The organism is Kocuria rhizosphaerae, from assembly GCF_044462265.1.
Lineage (GTDB): Bacteria > Actinomycetota > Actinomycetes > Actinomycetales > Micrococcaceae > Kocuria > Kocuria rhizosphaerae.
Map to the genome: position 1 here is coordinate 45768 of NZ_JBISWL010000021.1, position 17052 is coordinate 62819.

Annotated in this window: 16 protein-coding genes; 4 read left to right on the forward strand and 12 right to left on the reverse strand. The window is 70.6% G+C overall.

The window, feature by feature from the left end:
* Nucleotides 1-11 precede the first annotated feature (11 nt).
* Nucleotides 12-254, reverse strand: coding sequence for a hypothetical protein (locus tag ACH9EU_RS02730; RefSeq protein ID WP_396412397.1), 243 nt, complete (start codon nucleotides 252-254; stop codon nucleotides 12-14).
* 279 nt (nucleotides 255-533) lie between these two features.
* Here ACH9EU_RS02730 and ACH9EU_RS02735 point away from each other — a divergent pair, with 279 nt between their 5' ends.
* Complete coding sequence (locus tag ACH9EU_RS02735) at nucleotides 534-944, forward strand: hypothetical protein (RefSeq protein ID WP_396412398.1); 411 nt, start codon at nucleotides 534-536, stop codon at nucleotides 942-944.
* A gap of 153 nt (nucleotides 945-1097) precedes the next feature.
* On the opposite strand, the gene ACH9EU_RS02740 is transcribed toward ACH9EU_RS02735, so the two are convergent.
* On the reverse strand, nucleotides 1098-1523 hold the full coding sequence (locus tag ACH9EU_RS02740) for a hypothetical protein (RefSeq protein ID WP_396412399.1): 426 nt from the start codon (nucleotides 1521-1523) through the stop codon (nucleotides 1098-1100).
* Nucleotides 1524-1690: 167 nt separating this feature from the next.
* Nucleotides 1691-3175, reverse strand: coding sequence for a cardiolipin synthase (gene cls, locus ACH9EU_RS02745; RefSeq protein ID WP_396412400.1), 1485 nt, complete (start codon nucleotides 3173-3175; stop codon nucleotides 1691-1693).
* Between the two features lie 516 nt (nucleotides 3176-3691).
* On the opposite strand from cls, the gene ACH9EU_RS02750 reads away from it, so the two are divergent.
* The 3 genes from ACH9EU_RS02750 (at nucleotide 3692) to ACH9EU_RS02760 (ending at nucleotide 6357) form a co-directional block, all read left to right on the forward strand.
* The gene (locus ACH9EU_RS02750) at nucleotides 3692-4750 is read left to right on the forward strand and encodes an alpha/beta fold hydrolase (protein ID WP_396412401.1); all 1059 of its coding nucleotides are present in this window, start codon (nucleotides 3692-3694) and stop codon (nucleotides 4748-4750) included.
* 82 nt (nucleotides 4751-4832) lie between these two features.
* Nucleotides 4833-5618 carry a formate/nitrite transporter family protein gene (locus tag ACH9EU_RS02755; RefSeq protein ID WP_396412402.1) on the forward strand — a complete coding sequence of 262 codons (786 nt, stop codon included), beginning with the start codon at nucleotides 4833-4835 and terminating at the stop codon, nucleotides 5616-5618.
* A 196-nt stretch (nucleotides 5619-5814) separates the two neighbouring features.
* Nucleotides 5815-6357: a hypothetical protein gene (locus tag ACH9EU_RS02760; protein ID WP_396412403.1), complete on the forward strand. Its 543-nt coding sequence runs from the start codon at nucleotides 5815-5817 to the stop codon at nucleotides 6355-6357.
* Nucleotides 6358-6580: 223 nt separating this feature from the next.
* Here the strand turns inward: ACH9EU_RS02760 and ACH9EU_RS02765 are convergent, their stop codons facing one another.
* From ACH9EU_RS02765 to ACH9EU_RS02805, 9 genes are all read right to left on the reverse strand, one after another.
* Nucleotides 6581-7171, reverse strand: a complete 591-nt coding sequence (locus ACH9EU_RS02765; protein WP_396412479.1) for a recombinase family protein — start codon at nucleotides 7169-7171, stop codon at nucleotides 6581-6583.
* Nucleotides 7172-7359: 188 nt separating this feature from the next.
* The gene (locus ACH9EU_RS02770; protein ID WP_396412404.1) at nucleotides 7360-8325 is read right to left on the reverse strand and encodes an AraC-like ligand-binding domain-containing protein; all 966 of its coding nucleotides are present in this window, start codon (nucleotides 8323-8325) and stop codon (nucleotides 7360-7362) included.
* Between the two features lie 78 nt (nucleotides 8326-8403).
* Nucleotides 8404-8925, reverse strand: a complete 522-nt coding sequence (locus ACH9EU_RS02775; protein WP_396412405.1) for a hypothetical protein — start codon at nucleotides 8923-8925, stop codon at nucleotides 8404-8406.
* Nucleotides 8922-10430, reverse strand: a complete 1509-nt coding sequence (locus tag ACH9EU_RS02780) for an APC family permease (RefSeq protein ID WP_396412406.1) — start codon at nucleotides 10428-10430, stop codon at nucleotides 8922-8924. The genes ACH9EU_RS02775 and ACH9EU_RS02780 overlap by 4 nt, the downstream gene beginning before the upstream one ends.
* A 3-nt stretch (nucleotides 10431-10433) precedes the next feature.
* Nucleotides 10434-12572 carry a primary-amine oxidase gene (locus tag ACH9EU_RS02785; protein WP_396412407.1) on the reverse strand — a complete coding sequence of 713 codons (2139 nt, stop codon included), beginning with the start codon at nucleotides 12570-12572 and terminating at the stop codon, nucleotides 10434-10436.
* A 112-nt stretch (nucleotides 12573-12684) separates the two neighbouring features.
* Nucleotides 12685-14247: a carboxyl transferase domain-containing protein gene (locus ACH9EU_RS02790; protein WP_396412408.1), complete on the reverse strand. Its 1563-nt coding sequence runs from the start codon at nucleotides 14245-14247 to the stop codon at nucleotides 12685-12687.
* Nucleotides 14244-15479, reverse strand: a complete 1236-nt coding sequence (locus tag ACH9EU_RS02795) for a CoA transferase (RefSeq protein WP_396412409.1) — start codon at nucleotides 15477-15479, stop codon at nucleotides 14244-14246. The genes ACH9EU_RS02790 and ACH9EU_RS02795 overlap by 4 nt, the downstream gene beginning before the upstream one ends.
* On the reverse strand, nucleotides 15476-16225 hold the full coding sequence (locus tag ACH9EU_RS02800; protein WP_396412410.1) for a hypothetical protein: 750 nt from the start codon (nucleotides 16223-16225) through the stop codon (nucleotides 15476-15478). The genes ACH9EU_RS02795 and ACH9EU_RS02800 overlap by 4 nt, the downstream gene beginning before the upstream one ends.
* A 38-nt stretch (nucleotides 16226-16263) precedes the next feature.
* The gene (locus ACH9EU_RS02805; protein ID WP_396412411.1) at nucleotides 16264-17010 is read right to left on the reverse strand and encodes a DUF5058 family protein; all 747 of its coding nucleotides are present in this window, start codon (nucleotides 17008-17010) and stop codon (nucleotides 16264-16266) included.
* Nucleotides 17011-17052: the final 42 nt, after the last annotated feature.

A 17052-nucleotide genomic window follows, 5' to 3' on the forward strand; every position in this document is an offset into this window, starting at 1 on the left:
GTGTTGTCCCATCACATGCCCACCTGCAGGTCGGAGAACACCAGGACCTGGGCCCCCTCCCACTCCGGACTCAGTCCGGGAATACGGGCCTGGATGCGTTCCCCGTCCAGGATCAACCGCGGCTCGACCGTCACCCCGTACCCGGTCACCAGCAGGCCCAAGACGGCCAGCCCCGCCACGACACCCGTGAGCCACGACCTGGCACGACCACGCCGGTGCCGTCTGGCGCCGTCAGCGTGTGCGAAAGAGTTCATCGACACCCTGTCTGCTGTGAACTGCGAACCGGTGGACGTCTCCGCCGTTTCGCAGGCAGCACGTCGACTGCTGGGTCGTGGTCCTCCACCCTAGCGATCACCCACGGGACGGGCCGGACCGGCCGTGGGGCGACGTGCGACGACAGGCACTCTTGGACCACGACCCCCGCCTGGCCGGCCTCTCACCCCGTCCCTCATCTGTGCTCGCTAGGGTGGGACGACACAGGTCGGGGAGCGGCCACCTTGCCCACCGTCACCGGAGCACCAAGGAGCACGCAGATGACGCATCGGGCACTCACCGTCGCCGCCGCCGGCCTGACCGGGGCGCTGCTGCTGACCGGGTGCCAGGACGAGACCCGGCTGACCCACCTGGACCAGTCCGGGGTCTCCACCGAAGAACTGGTCGGGCAGGAGATCACTCTCACCAACGATGTAGAAGGCATCTACGGGGAGGAGTTCCTGACCATGGGTAATGAGCAGACGGTGGTCTTCGTGAGCGAGATGCCGGCCGATCTGCGCCCCGGTGACGAGGTCGAGGCCACCGGCACCGTGGCCGCCAGTGATCTCTTCAGCGATCCCGGGGACCGGGAGCGGCTGTACCAGCTCACCGACGAGGAGAACGCCAACTACCTCGTCAACCGGGAGTCCGAGCCCTACCTCACCGAGGCCACCGTCACCATCGCCGAGTAGGTACCCGCTTCACTCGACCACCCACGACAAGGAAGTCCCGCTCGGCAGTTGCCCTCTGTCCGGCCCGCGGCCGGTGCAGGGCAGGATTCCCGACGAGAGGAACCCTTCCCGCCGCAGCGGTGGGAAGGGTTCCATACGTCCTGGGGCCAGGGTCTAGTTGTCCTCGATGACCTGGATGTCGTCGGCGACCACACCGAGGTCGAGCTCACGCTCGATGAGGTAGGACGTCTCGTCGTCGTTGAAGTCGACTCCCCATTCGGTCTCGATGTCGGTCTCCACGATCTGGCGGACGGTGCCGGTGACCTGGACCATGTCCCCGTCCTGCAGGTCCTGAGCGGCGGCGTCGCCCCCGACCACCGGGGTGTCGTCCTCACCGACCGTGAAGAGGTTCGGGCCCACGATCTCGGTGACCTCGTTCTGCATCGTGACCGTCTCGTTGAGGATCGCCGCCGTCGCCGAGGCGTCGCCCTCCTGCGCCTCCTGGACCGGGGTCTCCTCAGCACAGCCGACCATCAGCGCCGAGGCGAAGGCAGCTGCGGCCGGCAGAGCAAACATTCTCTTCTTCGAGCTGGTCAACATGATGTTCTCCATTCGATGGAAATCGTTCGCTACGGACTTCCCCACCCTAAGAGCTCAGCCTCCTTCGTATCTCCAAAACCCGTCACACAGGCATAACGAAGTACTGGACAGCAAGTCGGTACTACCTTGTCAAGCCCTGGATGCCCGCCCACGGAGCGTCCCCTGGGTCACTGCAGGGCGGAGGTGAGGCGCGCGGTGTTGTCGAGGTACTTCTGGTACCAGGGCCTCGCCAGCCAGTCCTCCAGGGCCAGTTCGTGGCTGTTCCGCCGGTAGCCGGTCACGATCTCGTCCAGGCGGCCCACGAAGTCCGCGCTGACGACCATGAGGTTGACCTCGTGGTCGAGCACGAAGGAGCGGATGTCCATGTTGGAGGATCCGACCACCGCGGTCTCGTCGTCGATGAGCACGAACTTCGAGTGCAGCACGTATGGAGACCGGTAGAGGTGGATGCGGATGCCGTCGCGGATGAGCATCTCGTAGAAGGAGCGCTGGGCGTGGTGGGTGAGGGCGTGGTTGGAGGTCTCGCCCATGTACAGGTGCACCTGCACCCCGCGGCCCACCGCGGTGCGCAGGGTGTTGTACATCGAGTCGTCGGGCACGAAGTAGGGGCTGCACACGGTGATCCGCTCCCGGGCGGAGGCGAAGAGGTGGTTGAACAGCTGCTGGTTGGACTCCTGGGCCAGCCCCGGCCCTGAGGGCAGCACCTGGCACACCAGCTCCCCCGGGGAAGACCGGTCAGGGTTCGCTCCCAGGGCCCGGTCGGTTCCCATGACCATCTTGTCGGTCTCGCAGTACCAGTCGGTGGCGAAGAGCGCGTCCAGGTGCCCGACCGCCGGTCCCTGCAGGCGGACCATCATCCCGATCCACTGCAGGTGCTGCCTCTTGTTCTTGGCCTTGTTGTAGCTGCGGTCGATGACGTTCTGCGACCCGGTGAACGCCACGACCCCGTCGACCACGAGGACCTTGCGGTGGTTGCGCAGGTCCGGGCGCTGGTACTCACCGCGCCAGGGCCGCACCGGCAGCATCCGCCGCCAGTCGATCCCGACACCGTCCAGCCGGCGCACGAGGTCCTGGTAGCCGGGGTACCCGACCGAGCCGAGGTGGTCGATGAGCACCCGCACGGTGACCCCACGGTCGTGGGCGTCCTCCAGGGCGGCGATCACCGGCTCGGTCGTGGGATCGGCCACGGCGATGTAGAACTCGAAGTGCACGTAGTGCCGCGCGCCCCGGATCGTCTCGGCCATCACGGCCAGCGAGGCGTCGTAGTCGTCGAGCACCTCGAGCCGGTGACCCCCGGCCACGGGGAACGCCCCGTTGTGCTGGTTCAGCCGCACCGTCTCGGCCAGCCAGTCCGGCATCTCCCGGACCTCCTGCGCACCGGTGCCTGGGCCGTGCGCGTCGACCAGCCCCGCCGCCTCGCGCTGCTTGGCCTTGCGGGCCTCGGGCAGGTCGGCCCGGCCCAGGACCAGGTACACCAGCCCGCCCAGGATGGGGAAGAAGAAGATCACTAGCAACCAGCCCCAGGCCGCGGAGGGACGCCGGTTGTGCGGAATCGTGCCCAGTGCCAGCAGCCGGATGACCAGGTCCACGGCGAAGAACGCGATCGTCGCCCAGGGCGGGACGGAGTTCCACAACAGATGCGCGATGTCCATCCGCTCACCCTACGGGCCCCCCCACCCGCAGGACCCTGTTCCCCAGTGCAGAGCAAAACACCTCGCGCGGCTGTCTGACGTGCTCTTGAACGCGGCGGCCCGGAGGGTGCGGACCAGAACTTTCACGAGGCGCTGCTAGCGTGGCCGGAACCGTCTCTGGCCGAGTGACCTGGTGCCGGCCAGCCTCGGTGGTGGCTGCACCAGTCGCCACCATCGGTGGCCGGCAGCCTCGGGGACGGACGACGTCGGCTTCCTCGAGCGGCCACCTGACTGTCAGCCCTCACTGATTGTCAACGACGGTCGAGAAGTGAGCAGTAACGACGGGGTGGTTTCTCGTCATGGTCGCATCTGCTGAGTATTCGCCCGTCGTCGACAACTGATATGCCCCACGACGACCACCCTGTCCCGGTCGACCGGTTCGTGCGCCTCCGGGCGGATTCGTCCTGAGGTGCAGGCGGAGAAGATCCGTGACGCCCCCGTCATCCCGCCAGTCACGTTGTAGAGAAGGAGAAGAGGATGAGCGGCAGACTCAGCAGCGGGACCGTACCCCGTGGCAGGACCACCGCGCCGTGGGTGCTCCTGTCCGGCGCGGCCGTGGCAGCCCTCAGTGGTGCTGTGCGGTTCCTGGTTCCGGTTTCCCGCACGGCGGACGGCCCGGCCGGGGTCCGCACCGATGACGGGGTGGAGTTGTGGACGGAGGTCCTGGGCCGGGCGGACGCCCCGGTGACCGTGGTGTTCGCCCATGGGTTCGCCTCCGACGCCCAGGAGTTCCGGTACCAGTGCCAGGCCCTGGAACGGCGTGCCCGGGTGGTGGTCTTCGACCAGCGCGGCCACGGCCGCAGCGGCTGGGGGACCTACCGGTCGGCCAGCATCGACCGGCTGGGCCAGGATCTGGGGGAAGTCATCGACCAGCCGGCGGGCGAAGGACCGATCGTGCTCGTGGGCCACTCCATGGGCGGGATGGCAGTCATCTCACTGGCCGGTCAGCGCCCCGAACTCTTCGGGCCCCGCATCACCGGGGTGGCTCTGTTGTCCACGGCCGCAGGACACCTGCCGAAGATGGAGATGCCCGACCGGGTGGCGCACGTCGCCGTGCGCGCCGGCCTGGCCAAGGCAGCAGCCTGGTCGCTGTGGCTTCTCGCTCCAGCCATCGACCGGGTGGCTCCGTTCCGCCGGCCCTGGGGGCGCCGTTGGTTGCTCAAGCAGCTCTTCGGCGACGACCAGCCCTCGCCCGAGGTCTCCTCGGGGGTGCAGGACACGTTGGCCCGCACCCAGCAGTCCGTGGTGTCCGCCTTCTACCCGGCCATGGTGGCCTACAACCGCACCGATTCCCTGAGCGTCTTCCGGCGCATCCCCACACTGGTCCTCACCGGCGACCGCGATCGGACCATCCCCTGGCAGCGCGGCAGGTTCATTGCCGAGACCATCGGGGACCGCACCCGCTTCGTGAGCGTCCCCGGCGCCGGGCACATGGTCAACCTCACCCTCGCCCAGGCCGTGAACGATGCCCTCGCCGAGCTGCTGGACCGCACGGAGACCGCCCCCCGGCCGAGCGCATCCTCCTGTGTCCCGTGAGGACTCTGCCGGCTCACCGATCCACCGGAGAACGACCAGAGGGCTCATTGCCCCTGGGCAACCGGTGGAGTAGGTGTGGTCCATGAGCGCACTGGCCCCTGACGAGATCTATGACCGCGCCAAGGACGAGGGGGCGCGACGGCTGTCCATGCCTCCCCTGGAGCAGGCCTCGACCGGGTTCATCGCCGGGGTCACCATCGTCTTCGGCATCGTCGCCCTGTCCATGGCCGAGGAGCTGATCGCCCCCAGCTTCGGCGCCGGCCCGGGCAAACTGGCTGGGGCCCTGGCCTTCGGCACCGGAGTGGTGTTCCTCGTCATCGGCCGGTCCGAGCTCTTCACCGAGAACTTCTTCGACCCCGTCGCCGCGGCCATCGACCGGCAGGGGGCCTCGGTCTGGTTCCGGTTGGGGCGGCTGTGGCTCCTGGTGCTGGTGCTCAACATGGTGGGCGGAACCGTCATGGCTGCGATCTTCGCCGTCGAGGGTGCGCTGCCGGCCGGGGCCCACGAGGTCCTGGTGTCGGTCGCCGAGGAGATCGCGGCCAAGAGCGGGTGGGCGACTTTCGCCCGGGCCATCGCCGCCGGCACGCTGCTGACCCTGCTCTCCTACCTGCTGCACGCCGCCGACTCGGCCACCGCCCGCATCGTGCTGGCCTACCTGGTCGGGGTCTTCCTCGCGCTGGGTCCCTTCGATCACGTGGTCGTCTCCGGGCTGCACCTGCTCTTCGGGTTCTGGCTCGGCGCGGACGTGACCTTTGGGGACCTTGGGGAGAACTTCGGGCTGGCGGTCGCCGGGAACCTCGTCGGCGGGCTGCTGCTGATGACCCTCACCCACACCGTGCAGGCCAAGAGCTCCACCGGCTCGGACTGACCGCACGGTCCCACCCGCCGGGCCTGATCACCCGTCCGCCGGCCAGCCGATCACGGCATGGTCACGATGTGCGCCGAGCCCGTGCCGGAGCGGCCTCTTCGTTGTTTCTGCTCCTCACCTGTGCCTACGGTCGGGGATCAGCCGGTCCGCACGCCACTGGGATGCCCGCTGGCAGCTCACTTGCAGGAGGTTCACCGTGACACCGTCCCAATGCCCCACACTCCGCACGACCGCCGCAGCCGCTCTCGCCATCGCCGGGCTGGGACTGACCTCCTGCGGCGCGGACACGACAGACACGGCAGACACGGCAGACACGGTCGAGGAGACCGAGAGCACCCAGGAGGACGGGATCCTGGAATCAGAGCCGACGGAGCCGTACATCGGCCCCTACGACAGCGCCTTCGTCGACATGCGGGAGGACTACGGCGGCATGGAAGTGATCGTCACCGGACAGGTCCAGGAGATCGTCGCTCCAGTGGGCTTCACGATCACCGGTGCTGAGGACACCACCCTGGCGCCGCTGCTGGTGTTCTACAACCCGGAAGAGGCCAGCCCCGAAGCCGGAGACACCATCTCTGTCACCGGCACGATCCACGAGGTGTTCAACCCCCCGGTGGTCGAAGAGAACGTGGGAGGAGATCCAGGTCCCGATGAACTGGCCTACTACCACGGCCAGCCCTTCCTACGAGCCGATAACGTGACCGTGGCAGAGCCACAGGACGTGACTCCGAGCAGCTGAGCCACCCCGGACACGGCGCCACCCGGTGCGGACCTACTACCTGTCCGGCGCGACCGTCGGGGCATCACCGGCTGCCGGAAATCCACCTTCCCCATCCCGATGCTGGGACAGATGCACCGACCGGTGACATGCCGTCTGTCCCAAGAATGGACGGATCACCAGCAAATCCAAGCTCTTCGCCCACGAGCGACTCCGGCAGCAGGGGATGTGGACCACGACGACCTCAGATGGTCAGCCCTGGGAGTTCCCGGATGCGCCGGTACAAGGTGGCCCGGGACATCCCCATGTCCCTGGCCACCTGCGTCGCCGGCTCCCCGCCCTCCATGAGACGCAGCGCACTGCGAATCTGGCTGTCGGTGAAGGTCGGGCGGCGCCCACCTAGGTCCTTACCCGCGGCCCGGCGCTTGGCCACGGAGTCGGTGATCCGCTCCCGCTTGATCTCCAGCTCCATCTGGGCCAGGGCCGCCATGACCGTGAAAACCATCGAGCCCATCGGGGTGGCCGTGTCCACGTCTCCCCCACCGAGGTTGAGCACCCGCAGACCGGCACCTCTCCCCCGCAGCGCCTCGCCGAAAGTCAGCATGTTCTGCGTCGACCGACCCAACCGGTCCAGCGTGGTGATGACCAAGGTGTCGCCCTTCTCGAGGGCGGCCACCGCTTTGTCGAAGGCTGGACGTGATGCACGGCTCCCAGACACTCCATGGTCGGTATAGACGTCATCGCGCCGCACGCCGGCCCTCAATAGGTCGAACACTTGACGGTCCGCGTCCTGCTGCCGTGTCGACACCCGGGCGTACCCGATCAACTTCCCCATGCCCACCTCATCTGTCTCGCAACCCACGTTGAGCATCCGATTCTAGAGGCAGGGATAAAGCACAAGGATGCGAGACAGGCCGAACCGCGGAAACATGCGGGCGCAAATTTCCCGAACGAGACTTCTCGCATCCCCAGACTTGCGACACCCGCCGCATCAGACCACAGCCGATCAGAGGTGCCCGCCGCTCAGCCGGCCAGGGCGCGGCCCCGGGCCTCCGACGGCGAGACCCCGTAGGCCGCCTTGAACACCCGCGAGAAGTGCGCGGCGTCCGGGAAGGCCCAGCGGGCGGCGATCCGTGCCACGGGCACCCCGGCGCTCATGGGGTCCTCCAGCGCACGCCGGCAGCGCTCGAGCCGGCGGGTGCGGATCCACGACGAGACGGTGGTGCCCTCCTCCTGGAATACCTGGTGCAGCCGGCGCACCGAGATGTAGTGGGCGCGGGCGATCGTCGTGGGGTCGAGGTCGGGGCGGGAGAGGTTGGCCTCCACGAAGTCGTGCACCCGGGCCCGCAGGCGGTCCTTCTCGTGGGTGGAGGCGGCCACCTGGTCGTCGAGCTCGAGGTTGAAGGACGTGGTGAGCAGGTCCAGGGCGGAGTTGCCGAGCCGCTGGGCGTTCATCCCGGTCAGGACGTCCATGTGGTCGGCCATCGAGCCCAGGAACGACGCCACCATGGAGTGGACGCCGCCCTCGGGTCCCAGCCGACGGGCCCGCAGCTGCGCGACCGCGGCCGGCGGGAGGTCGAGCACGCGGTGGTCGAACATCAGGACCAGCAGCCGGGAGTCCTCGGGGAACTCGAGCCGGTACGGCGCGGAGGTGTCGTAGAGGGCCAGGTCGCCCGGCTCCAAGACGCTGCGGTTTCCGCCCTGCTCGACGACGCCCCGCCCCTCCAGCTGCAGGCTCACCTTGAACCGCCCGCCGCCGGTGTCCTCGGGGCCGCCGGGCACGCGCTCCACCGCGTGGGGCCCGAACCGCAGGTGCAGAACGTGCAGGTTCCCGGCCTTCCGGTCCTCGAGCCCGGCCCGGAAGGTGCGCGCAGCCGGCGTCGTGCAGCTCAGGGGGGCGAAGGAGCGCGAGGTCAGGTGCGCCCAATCCTGGATGGATTCCACGAGCTCAGGGCGTGCGGCCTCCGCGGCCGGTCCGGTCGGCACCATCGGTCCGCCCCCTCTGTCCGTCAGGTGCGAGCCGGAAGCGGTCCGCACCATGACTCCTGTCACACAACGGACCCCATTCTAGACCGATCGGTAGGTCTCCCTCCGAGCAGAACGGTCCTCATGCCGGCGGCTCCAGGCCACGGCGCACGCCGCCACGGCCAGCTCGACGGCCACCACCAGCAGCATCCCGCCGTGACCGGCGGCGGCGTCCTGCGCTGGCGAGGTCGGGTGAGCTGCCGAGCCCGTCGCCGCGTGGTGGGCGTGGGCTCCGTCCCCGCTCATCAGCGGGAGCAGGAGCACGTGGCCCAGCGCCATGGCCAGGGCCATGCCCGTGGTCATCCGCACTGCGGCGTCGGGCCGGCCGCCCCGGAGAAGACCGGCCAGGCACGCGAGGCACAGGACGGCCATGGCCGCCATGAGCACGGCCCAGCCTCCGCCGTGGGCGAGGGCCATGTGGCCGTGCAGGACCACGGACGCGGCGGTCCCGGCGACCATGACGATCCGCAGGGGGTCCCGGGTGAGCGAGGGCGCCCCGGAGTCCGTCGCCGCGTCCGTCCGCCTCCCCGTGGAACCCGCCGTGGCCAGCACGGTGCTGGTCACCGCGGGTCCGCCGCCGCGCGGCCCGAGCCGGCCGCGGCGAACACCTCAGGCCGGCGGCGCCGGAGCACCCCGCCCCAGACCAGGCCCGCCGCTCCCACACCCAGCACGAGCGCGGGCAGGCCGAGTGCGAGCAGGCCGGGGCCCTCCGCGCCGATGAGGACGTCGAAGTTGGCCAGCACCAGGACGAGGACGGTGCCCAGTCCCACGGCCGAGAGCGCCGGGGCGATCCAGCGCACCCAGGCCGAGTGCCCGCCCGAGTCACGACGGAAGTGCCCGATCACGGCGAGGGACGTGACCGCCAGGAGGAAGACCAGCCCGAAGGCACCGGCGTTGACGAGCCAGGTGAACAGCGTCAGCACCGGGAACAGGGGGCCGAGCTCGGACCCCTGCCCGGCGACGGCGAAGACGGCCACGACGAGCACCGCGAGCGCGCTCTGGGTGAGCGAGCCGGCCACCGGTGCGTGGTTGCGGGCCCCCACGACGCCCAGCCACCGGGGCAGCACGCTCTCGCGGCCGAGCGAGAAGAAGTAGCGGGCCACCGCGTTGTGGAAGGCGATCAGGGCGGCGAGCAGGCTCGTGATGAACAGGACCTGCGCCATGTCGGCCAGGAGCACCCCGCCGTGCTCGCCCAGGAACACGAACACGAGGTCCGGGCCGCGCTCCCGTGAGGCGGCCACCACTCGGCCCGGCCCCACACCCACGGCCAGGGCCCACGCCGAGACGGCGTAGAAGACCGAGATGATCGCCACCGCGGTGAACGTGGCCCGCGGAACGGCCCGGGCGGGGTCCCTGGTCTCCTCGCTGTAGATCGCGGCGGACTCGAAGCCCATGAACGCCGCGATCCCGAAGGACAGCACCGCGCCGATCCCGTAGGTGAAGAACTCCGAGGGCATCAACGGCTGGGCGCTGACGCCCTCGGGGGCCACGGCGAGGGACACGACGTCGACGACGACGACCACGAGGAACTCCAGGCTCACGAGGACTGCGATCACCTTGGCGGAGAGGTCCACGCGGCTGACGCCCAGCAGCCCCACGAGCACGAGCCCCGCCAGGGCGGCTGCCCACCAGGGCACCGACAGGCCCAGCCGTGCCTCCAGGAAGGAGGACAGCACGAACCCGAAGATCCCGTAGAGGCCGATCTGCATGGCGTTGTAGGAGACCAGGGCCAGCCACGAGGCGCCGATGCCCTGCCGGGCGCCGAGGCCGTCGGCAACGTAGGCGTAGAAGGCGCCGGCGTTGGTGATCCGCGCGGACATGGCCCCGTAGCCCACGGCGAAGAGCGCGAGGATCGCGCCGAGCACGAGGAAGCCGAGGGGCACCCCGAGCAGCCCGGTCACGGCGAAGGTGGACGGGACCCCGCCGGCCAGCACTGTGAGCGGCGCGGAGGCCGCGATGATGAGGAACACCAGGGACGGCACGGTCAGGGTCCGGCGCTCGAGGCCGGCGCCCTCGGTGAGGTGGACGGGCCGGGAGGCCTCGTCCCGGATGGTGGTCTGGGTGCTCATGGTTCAGCCCTCGCAGTGGCAGTCGGAGGCGGGGCGCGCGGAGGTGGGGTGGTCGCCGGCGCCGGTCACGGCGTGCGCGTGCTCGACCGCCGGGGCGGGATCGGCGTGGCCGACCTCGGTGCCGCAGCAGCGGCCGCAGGTGGTGGACCAGTCGGGCAGGTCCAGGGCGGGGTTGCGGTCCAGGAAGCCGTAGGGCTTGAACCAGAACCCGTAGTAGTCCACGGGCATCACGGGCCAGTCCTCGGTGCGCGGGATGTGGGTGGGCCCGAAGGTGTGCCACAGCACCACGTCCGTGCCGGTCAGCTCGCGGTCCTGCTGCACCCACTCCCCGATGCCACCGCCGGCGTGCTGGTTCGGGAAGTCCCCCGCCGGGAACCGCTCGTCCGCGTCGAAGCGCGTGACCCACAGGTGGTGCGTGGCGAACTCGGCGCGCTTGCGGGCCGAGGAGCCCTCCGCGGCCAGCAGCCGCGGGCCCGGCATGGGGATCAGGTGGTAGGCCGTGGGCTCGCCCACGGCGTTGCGGCGGTTCGGATTGGTGACGAACCACTTGCGCCCGGTCTCGGTGTTCGCGTCCCGGACGCCCTCGGACTCGCGGGTCACGTCGGTGCGCGACCAGGTGAACGCGTTGCCCCAGGGGTTGTCCTCGCCCATGGGCAGGGCCACGAGGTTCTCCTCCTGCACGGAGTTCTCCGTCCCGTCGACGGCGACGTCGAGCCGGGCGCAGAAGATGTGCTGGTGGACGGGCGCCTGGATCCCGGGGGCGATCTCGCTGGAGTGCCGGTTCGGCTTCCCGGGCTCGCACGCCCCGGCGAAGACGATGCCGGTGGCCTTGGCCTCCACCTGGATGGAGCCGTCGAGGTAGAAGTACCAGAAGAAGCCGTACTCGTAGTTGCCGATGGTCGCGAAGTAGGAGATCACGAGCCGGCGGGAGCGGCGCACCTGCGGGGTCTCCCTGGGCTCGGTGTGCTTCCAGAGGATCCCGTAGTCCTCCTCGTGCATGCACACGGCGTGCGGGATCTCCATGGGGTGGCCCTGGTCGTCGGCCACGAACGCGTCGAAGTACCGGATGACGCCGAGGCAGTCGCAGCCGAGCTTCAGGGAGTTGGCGTTCTTGCCCAGGAGGTACTCCCCGGCGTCGAAGTAGCTGATCCAGAAGCGGGTGTTGGTGGTGTCCCCGTAGGGCACGACCATCTCCGGCACGGAGCCGCGGTAGAGCACCGACCGGTCCTCCGGCTCGTCGCCGGAGTCGTCGCGGAAGGTGACCTGGTTGAGGACCAGGCCCTCCTGGGCGTTGAAGCCGATCCGCAGCTTCCAGTTCTCCCAGGTGACGTGGGTGCCCTCGACCTGGAAGGACGGGCCCTCGGGCTGGACGATGTCCAGCGGCTTCAGCGTCGTGCGCGCGGGGCCGATGTGCTCCGGGGTGTAGTTGGCGTCGGCCATCGGCACGGGCACGTCACCCTCGTCCTCGAGGCGGACGACCTCCCCGGCCGTCAGGTCGACGTGGGCGATGAGCCCCTCCACGGGGTGGCCCCACGGGTTGTCGCCCTCGAAGCGGCGGTGGAAGGTCAGCGACCGGATCATCCGCTTGCCCGTCTCGTCCGCACGGGGGAAGTAGCCGGGGGCCAGCGGGGAGACGAAGGTGTGCGTGGTGTCCTCGATGCCCCGGCGGGCCATGGCCGCCTGCCAGCGGGGGTCGGCCTTGACGATCTCCGCGGCCCGGTCGTACTCCTCGAACAGGTACTGGGCCTGCCCGTAGGGATGCTCGCCGGTGGGAAGCGTCTCGACCGAGACCACCCGCCCGGCCGTCACGGAGACGACGGCGCGGCGGGTGCGCCCGGTGTCGGTGTCCAGCAGCGTGATGTCGAGGGACCGGTCGAAGTCGTCGTCGCCGTCCGTGTGCCCGAGCACCGTCCCCTTGGCGGGCTCGACCGGCAGGACCCGTGGGAACCGTGTGCGCGGGCCCAGCAGCCCGGCGTCGTCGAGGATCCTGCGGGCCGCGGCGATCTCCGCGGGCGTCAACAGGTCCAGAGGATGGCTCACGCCCAGCGCGGACGGGCGGGCAGGGTGCGTGGTCTCGCTCATGAGGACCTCCAGGTGTGGTGGAAGGGGCCGGGGACCGACCTCCTCGGGGTTCTTCTCCATGGTGATCTGGGTAACACGGGTTGTCCCCCGGCAGGAGCGGTTCGTTCTCTGTGCGGCAATCGACGTGCGCGGAACGTCAAGATCGTGACCGACACGCCGGACCCCTGCGGCCTCACGTGCCCGACCCGGGACACGCCGCGGAGGACTCGTAGCGGGCGACGCGCCGCCGGAGGCGTTCGGGTTCCGGCACCGCGGCCGCCTCCTCCAGCCCTGTGCCGACCGCGGCCATGATCGCCCGGCAGAACGTCTCGTCGGTGGGGGCGTCGGTCCCCAGGGGCACGAGGCCTTCGGGCACGACGTCGTCCACGACCCCTGCCGCGAGCAGATCGGTGACGCCGACGCGCTGGGCCCGGGCCATGTCCGGGGCATGCTCCAGGTCCCGGTGCACGATCGCACTGGCCCCTTCCGGGGGCAGGGGGGCCAGCCAGGCGTGCTCGGCGGCCACGGTGCGGTCGGCGGGCAGAAGGGCCAGGGCCGCTCCGCCGGTGCCTCGGCCGAGCAGAACGGAGACGACCGGGACACCGAGGCCCACGAGGTCGGCGAGGCAGCGGGCGATCTCCCCGGCCAGGGCGTTCTCCTCCGCCGCCGGGGAGAGCTCGGCGCCGGCGGTGTCCACCACGGTGACCAGGGGCAGGCCCAGCTCCTCGGCCAAGCGCATGCCGCGCCGGGCCGTGCGGAGAGCCTCCGGCCCGGGACCGGGTCCGCCGTGCTCGGCCCGCCGGTCGTGACCGACGACCACACACCCGCGACCGCCGACGGTGGCGAGCGCCAGGAGGACGCGCAGGTCCGCTTCCCCGGCCGTGGTTCCGGAGAGCCGCACCTGGGCGCCGGAACCGGCGGCCAGCAGCTCCCGGATCCCCGGACGGCCCGGCGCACGCGTCATGGTGACCGACTCCCACACGGACGCCCGCGGAGACCGGACGGCCTGCCGGGGGCCGGCCCCGGCGACGGTTGTTCCCGCGGACGTCCCGCGGGCCCGGACCACGTCCAGGATCCCCCCGACGAAGGGCCCCAGCTCCTCGACCGGCAGGACCGTGTCCAGGATCCCCCGGGCCTGCAGGTGCTCCGCGCGCTGGACGCCCGCCGGGAACGGCTCCGCGTGCAGGGCCTCGTAGACCCTGGGGCCCAGGAACCCCAGCAGCGCCTCGGGCTCGGCCGCCGTGATGTGCCCCAGGCTCCCCCAGGAGGCCATGACCCCGCCGGTGGTGGGGTGGCGCAGATACACCAGGTAGGGCAGGCCGGCGTCCTTGTGGGCCCGCACGGCCGCGGTGATGCGCACCATGGCCAGGAAGGCCGGCGTGCCCTCCTGCATGCGGGTCCCCCCGGAGGCCGGGCAGACCAGCACGGGCAGGCCGTCGGCGGTGGCCCGCTCCAGGGCCCGGACCACGCGGGCGGCGGCCGCCCGGCCGATCGACCCGGCCAGGAACCGGAACTCGGAGACGATCAGTGCCACACGGTGGCCGCCGATGGTCCCGGCGCCGGTGACGACGGCCTCGTCCGTCCCGCTGCTCGCCGCGGCGTCCGCCAGCTCCGCCCGATATCCGGCGTCGGTCCCGTCCAGGTCCACGGGGAGGTCCCAGGAGTCGTAGGTCCCCGTCTCGACCAGCTCCCCGATGAGCTCCCGGGCCCCGAGCCGTCGGGTGCGTGCGCGATCGGGCACGGTCGTGGCGCTCATCGGCCGGCCGCCACGGGACGCCCCGAGGTCGCCCGGCTCCGGATGTCCGGCCCGTGCTGGTCCAGGGTGGGCGGGGGCGCATGGTCCCGTCCCGTCCTCTCGGCCCCGTCGGCGGCGTTGAAGAACCGCAGCGGCGGGCCCGGAAGGCGCACCGGCCCCAGGACCGGGTGGTCCACCTCGACCAGCAGGCCCTGGGCGCGGACTTGGTCCCAGGCGTAGACCTCGTCCAGCGAGCGGACCCGCCCCGCCGGAATCCCGATCCGCTCCAACCGCTCCAGCAGCTCGTCCGGGGTCCAGTCGGCGAACGCGTCCTCGATCGCGGCGGTCAGCTCCGGTCGGCGCCGGACCCTCTCCTGGTTGGTGTCGAACCCGGGCAGCGCGTCCAGCCCGAAGGCCGCGCTGAAGGCCGACCACAGTTTCTGGCTGCCGACGCTGATCTGCACGTGCCCGCCCCGGCAGGCGAACAACCCGTACGGGGCGATGGAGGGATGCTGGTTGCCCTGGGCCACCGGGACCTCTCCGGCCACCGTGCACCGGGTGCCCTGGAAGGCGTGCACCCCGATGACCGAGGCCAGCAAGGACGTGCGCACCACCTGTCCCCGGCCGGTGGCCTCACGCTCACGCAGCGCCGCCAGCACCCCGTAGGCCCCATACATTCCCGCCAGAAGATCGGCGATGGGCACCCCGACCCGCTGCGGGTGCTCGGCATCGGGCCCGGTCAGGGACATCAGCCCGGCCTCGCCCTGGAGGATCTGGTCGTAGCCGCTGCGGTGGGCCTCCGGCCCGTCGTGGCCGAACCCCGAGATCGACAGCACCACCAGGGCCGGGTTCAGCTCGTGCAGCCGAGGCACCGGGAACCCCAGCCGGTCCAGGACCCCGGGACGGAAGTTCTCCACCAGGACGTCGGCCTCGCGCACCAGGCCGGTGAGCACCTCGGCGCCCTGCTCGGACTTCAGATCGAGGACCACCGACTGCTTGTTGCGGTTGCAGGACAGGAAGTAGGTGGAGTGCTGATCGTCCTCCGGACCCACGAAGGGCGGACCCCAGCCGCGGGTGTCGTCACCGACGGCCGACTCGACCTTGACGACCCGAGCCCCCAGGTCGGCCAGCATCATCGTCGCGTGCGGGCCCGCCAGGGCACGGCTCAGGTCGACCACCGTCAGCCCGGACAGGGGCCCGGTCGGCGGGCCGCTGGGCGCGCGGTGGGCGGTGGTGTTCAGCGGCGTGCTCATCGGACCTCCTGGTCGACGGGGGCGGTCTCGGCGGACGTCTCCTGGAGGGACCGGCCCCGGCGGTCGCGCAGTGTCCACGACAGGGCGATCGTCAGGGCCACGGCCACCGCCGTGCCGTACATGCCCAGGGAGGGCACCACGGGCACGACGACGAGCACCAGGAACAGGGCGACGCCCATGGCGATGACGGCGGTGCGCGGCTGCCGCACGGTCGCGACGGCCTGCACCAGCACGGCCCCCGCGATGGCGGGAAGGATGTACAGGCGCGCGACCTCCATGACCTGGGGCGGCACGTTGCCCAGCAACCAGGTGCCGAGCAGTCCCACGAACACCAGCAACGAGGTGAGGTGGACCAGGGCGGCGCCGCAGATCGCCATGACCGAGGCCAGGTCGGCCTTCTTCGTGCCGGGGCGCACCCCGATCGAGTCCTGGGCCACGACGGCCGCCGGCAGCAGCTTGTTGGAGATGTTGCCGATCATGAAGGCCTGGTACATCGCCGCCTGGCCCAGGACCGGGAAGTAGGTCAGGGGTTCGACGACGGCGAAGACCAGGAACGTTGCGGCAACGGCTGCGTAGGCCGTCAGGACGTGGGCGGGAGTCACCCCCAGGTCCGCGATGAACACCAGGTACAGAGGGCCGGCGAGCGAGAGCGCCAGGCCCAGGAGCATGGTGATCCGCCCCCAGGTGGAGGTGGTCCGGTCGAAGACTTCCATGCCGGTGACCGCGGTGATGGTCGCTGTGCTCATGGTGTGGGTCCTTTCTCTGCGCTTCAGGTCGCTGCGTTTCAGACGGTGTGGTTGACGAAGGCAACGGTCAGGCCCACGAAGATCGCGATCCCCAGGGCCCACTCCTTCAGCCATGGCGCGTGGAGCCGGCGAGCGAGGAGGAGCAGTCCCCCCATCACCGCGGCGGAGGTGAGCACCGTCATGGCGTGCACGCCCGACTTCGGGAGCTCCGTGACGGCGATCGCGCTGAAGGCGCCCAGCAGCGCGGCCGCCGGGATGACGAGCATGAACGCCGGATTCACCTGCGAGAGCCTGTGTCCACCGCGTTTGAGGACGGGCGTGAACAGCAGGGTGGCGAGCATCCACATGCCACCGCTGATGCTCATGGCGACGAAGGCGACGGCGAAGACCTGCTGGGTGTAGTCGGCGCCACCGAGGGTGGCGCCCATCGTGGAGGACGCGATGCCGGCCGAGGCCGTCTCCGCGGCGGCCGAACCGATGAGCCCGATCCGCATCAGCACCGCGGGGGTCCCGAAGAGGGCGAGCAGGGCGATGGCGACGAGCACGACCGCCAGGGAGGGGCCGATGGACGCCACCGCCCCCGCCCGGAAGGACCGGTTCAGCTCTCGTGCGCTCATGCCGATGGACGGAGCGGCCCGGCGGGCGGCCCTCACGTAGACGAGCGACTGCACGGCGATGACCGCGAACACCCCGAGGGCGCAGAGCCACAGGAACGGGGAGTTCGCCACCGCGAGGATGTCGGTCGAGGAGCCGGCGACGTGGACGGCAGTGGGCGGAGTATCCATGAGGACGCACCTTTCCGACGGAGCATTGACGATGTGATCTGG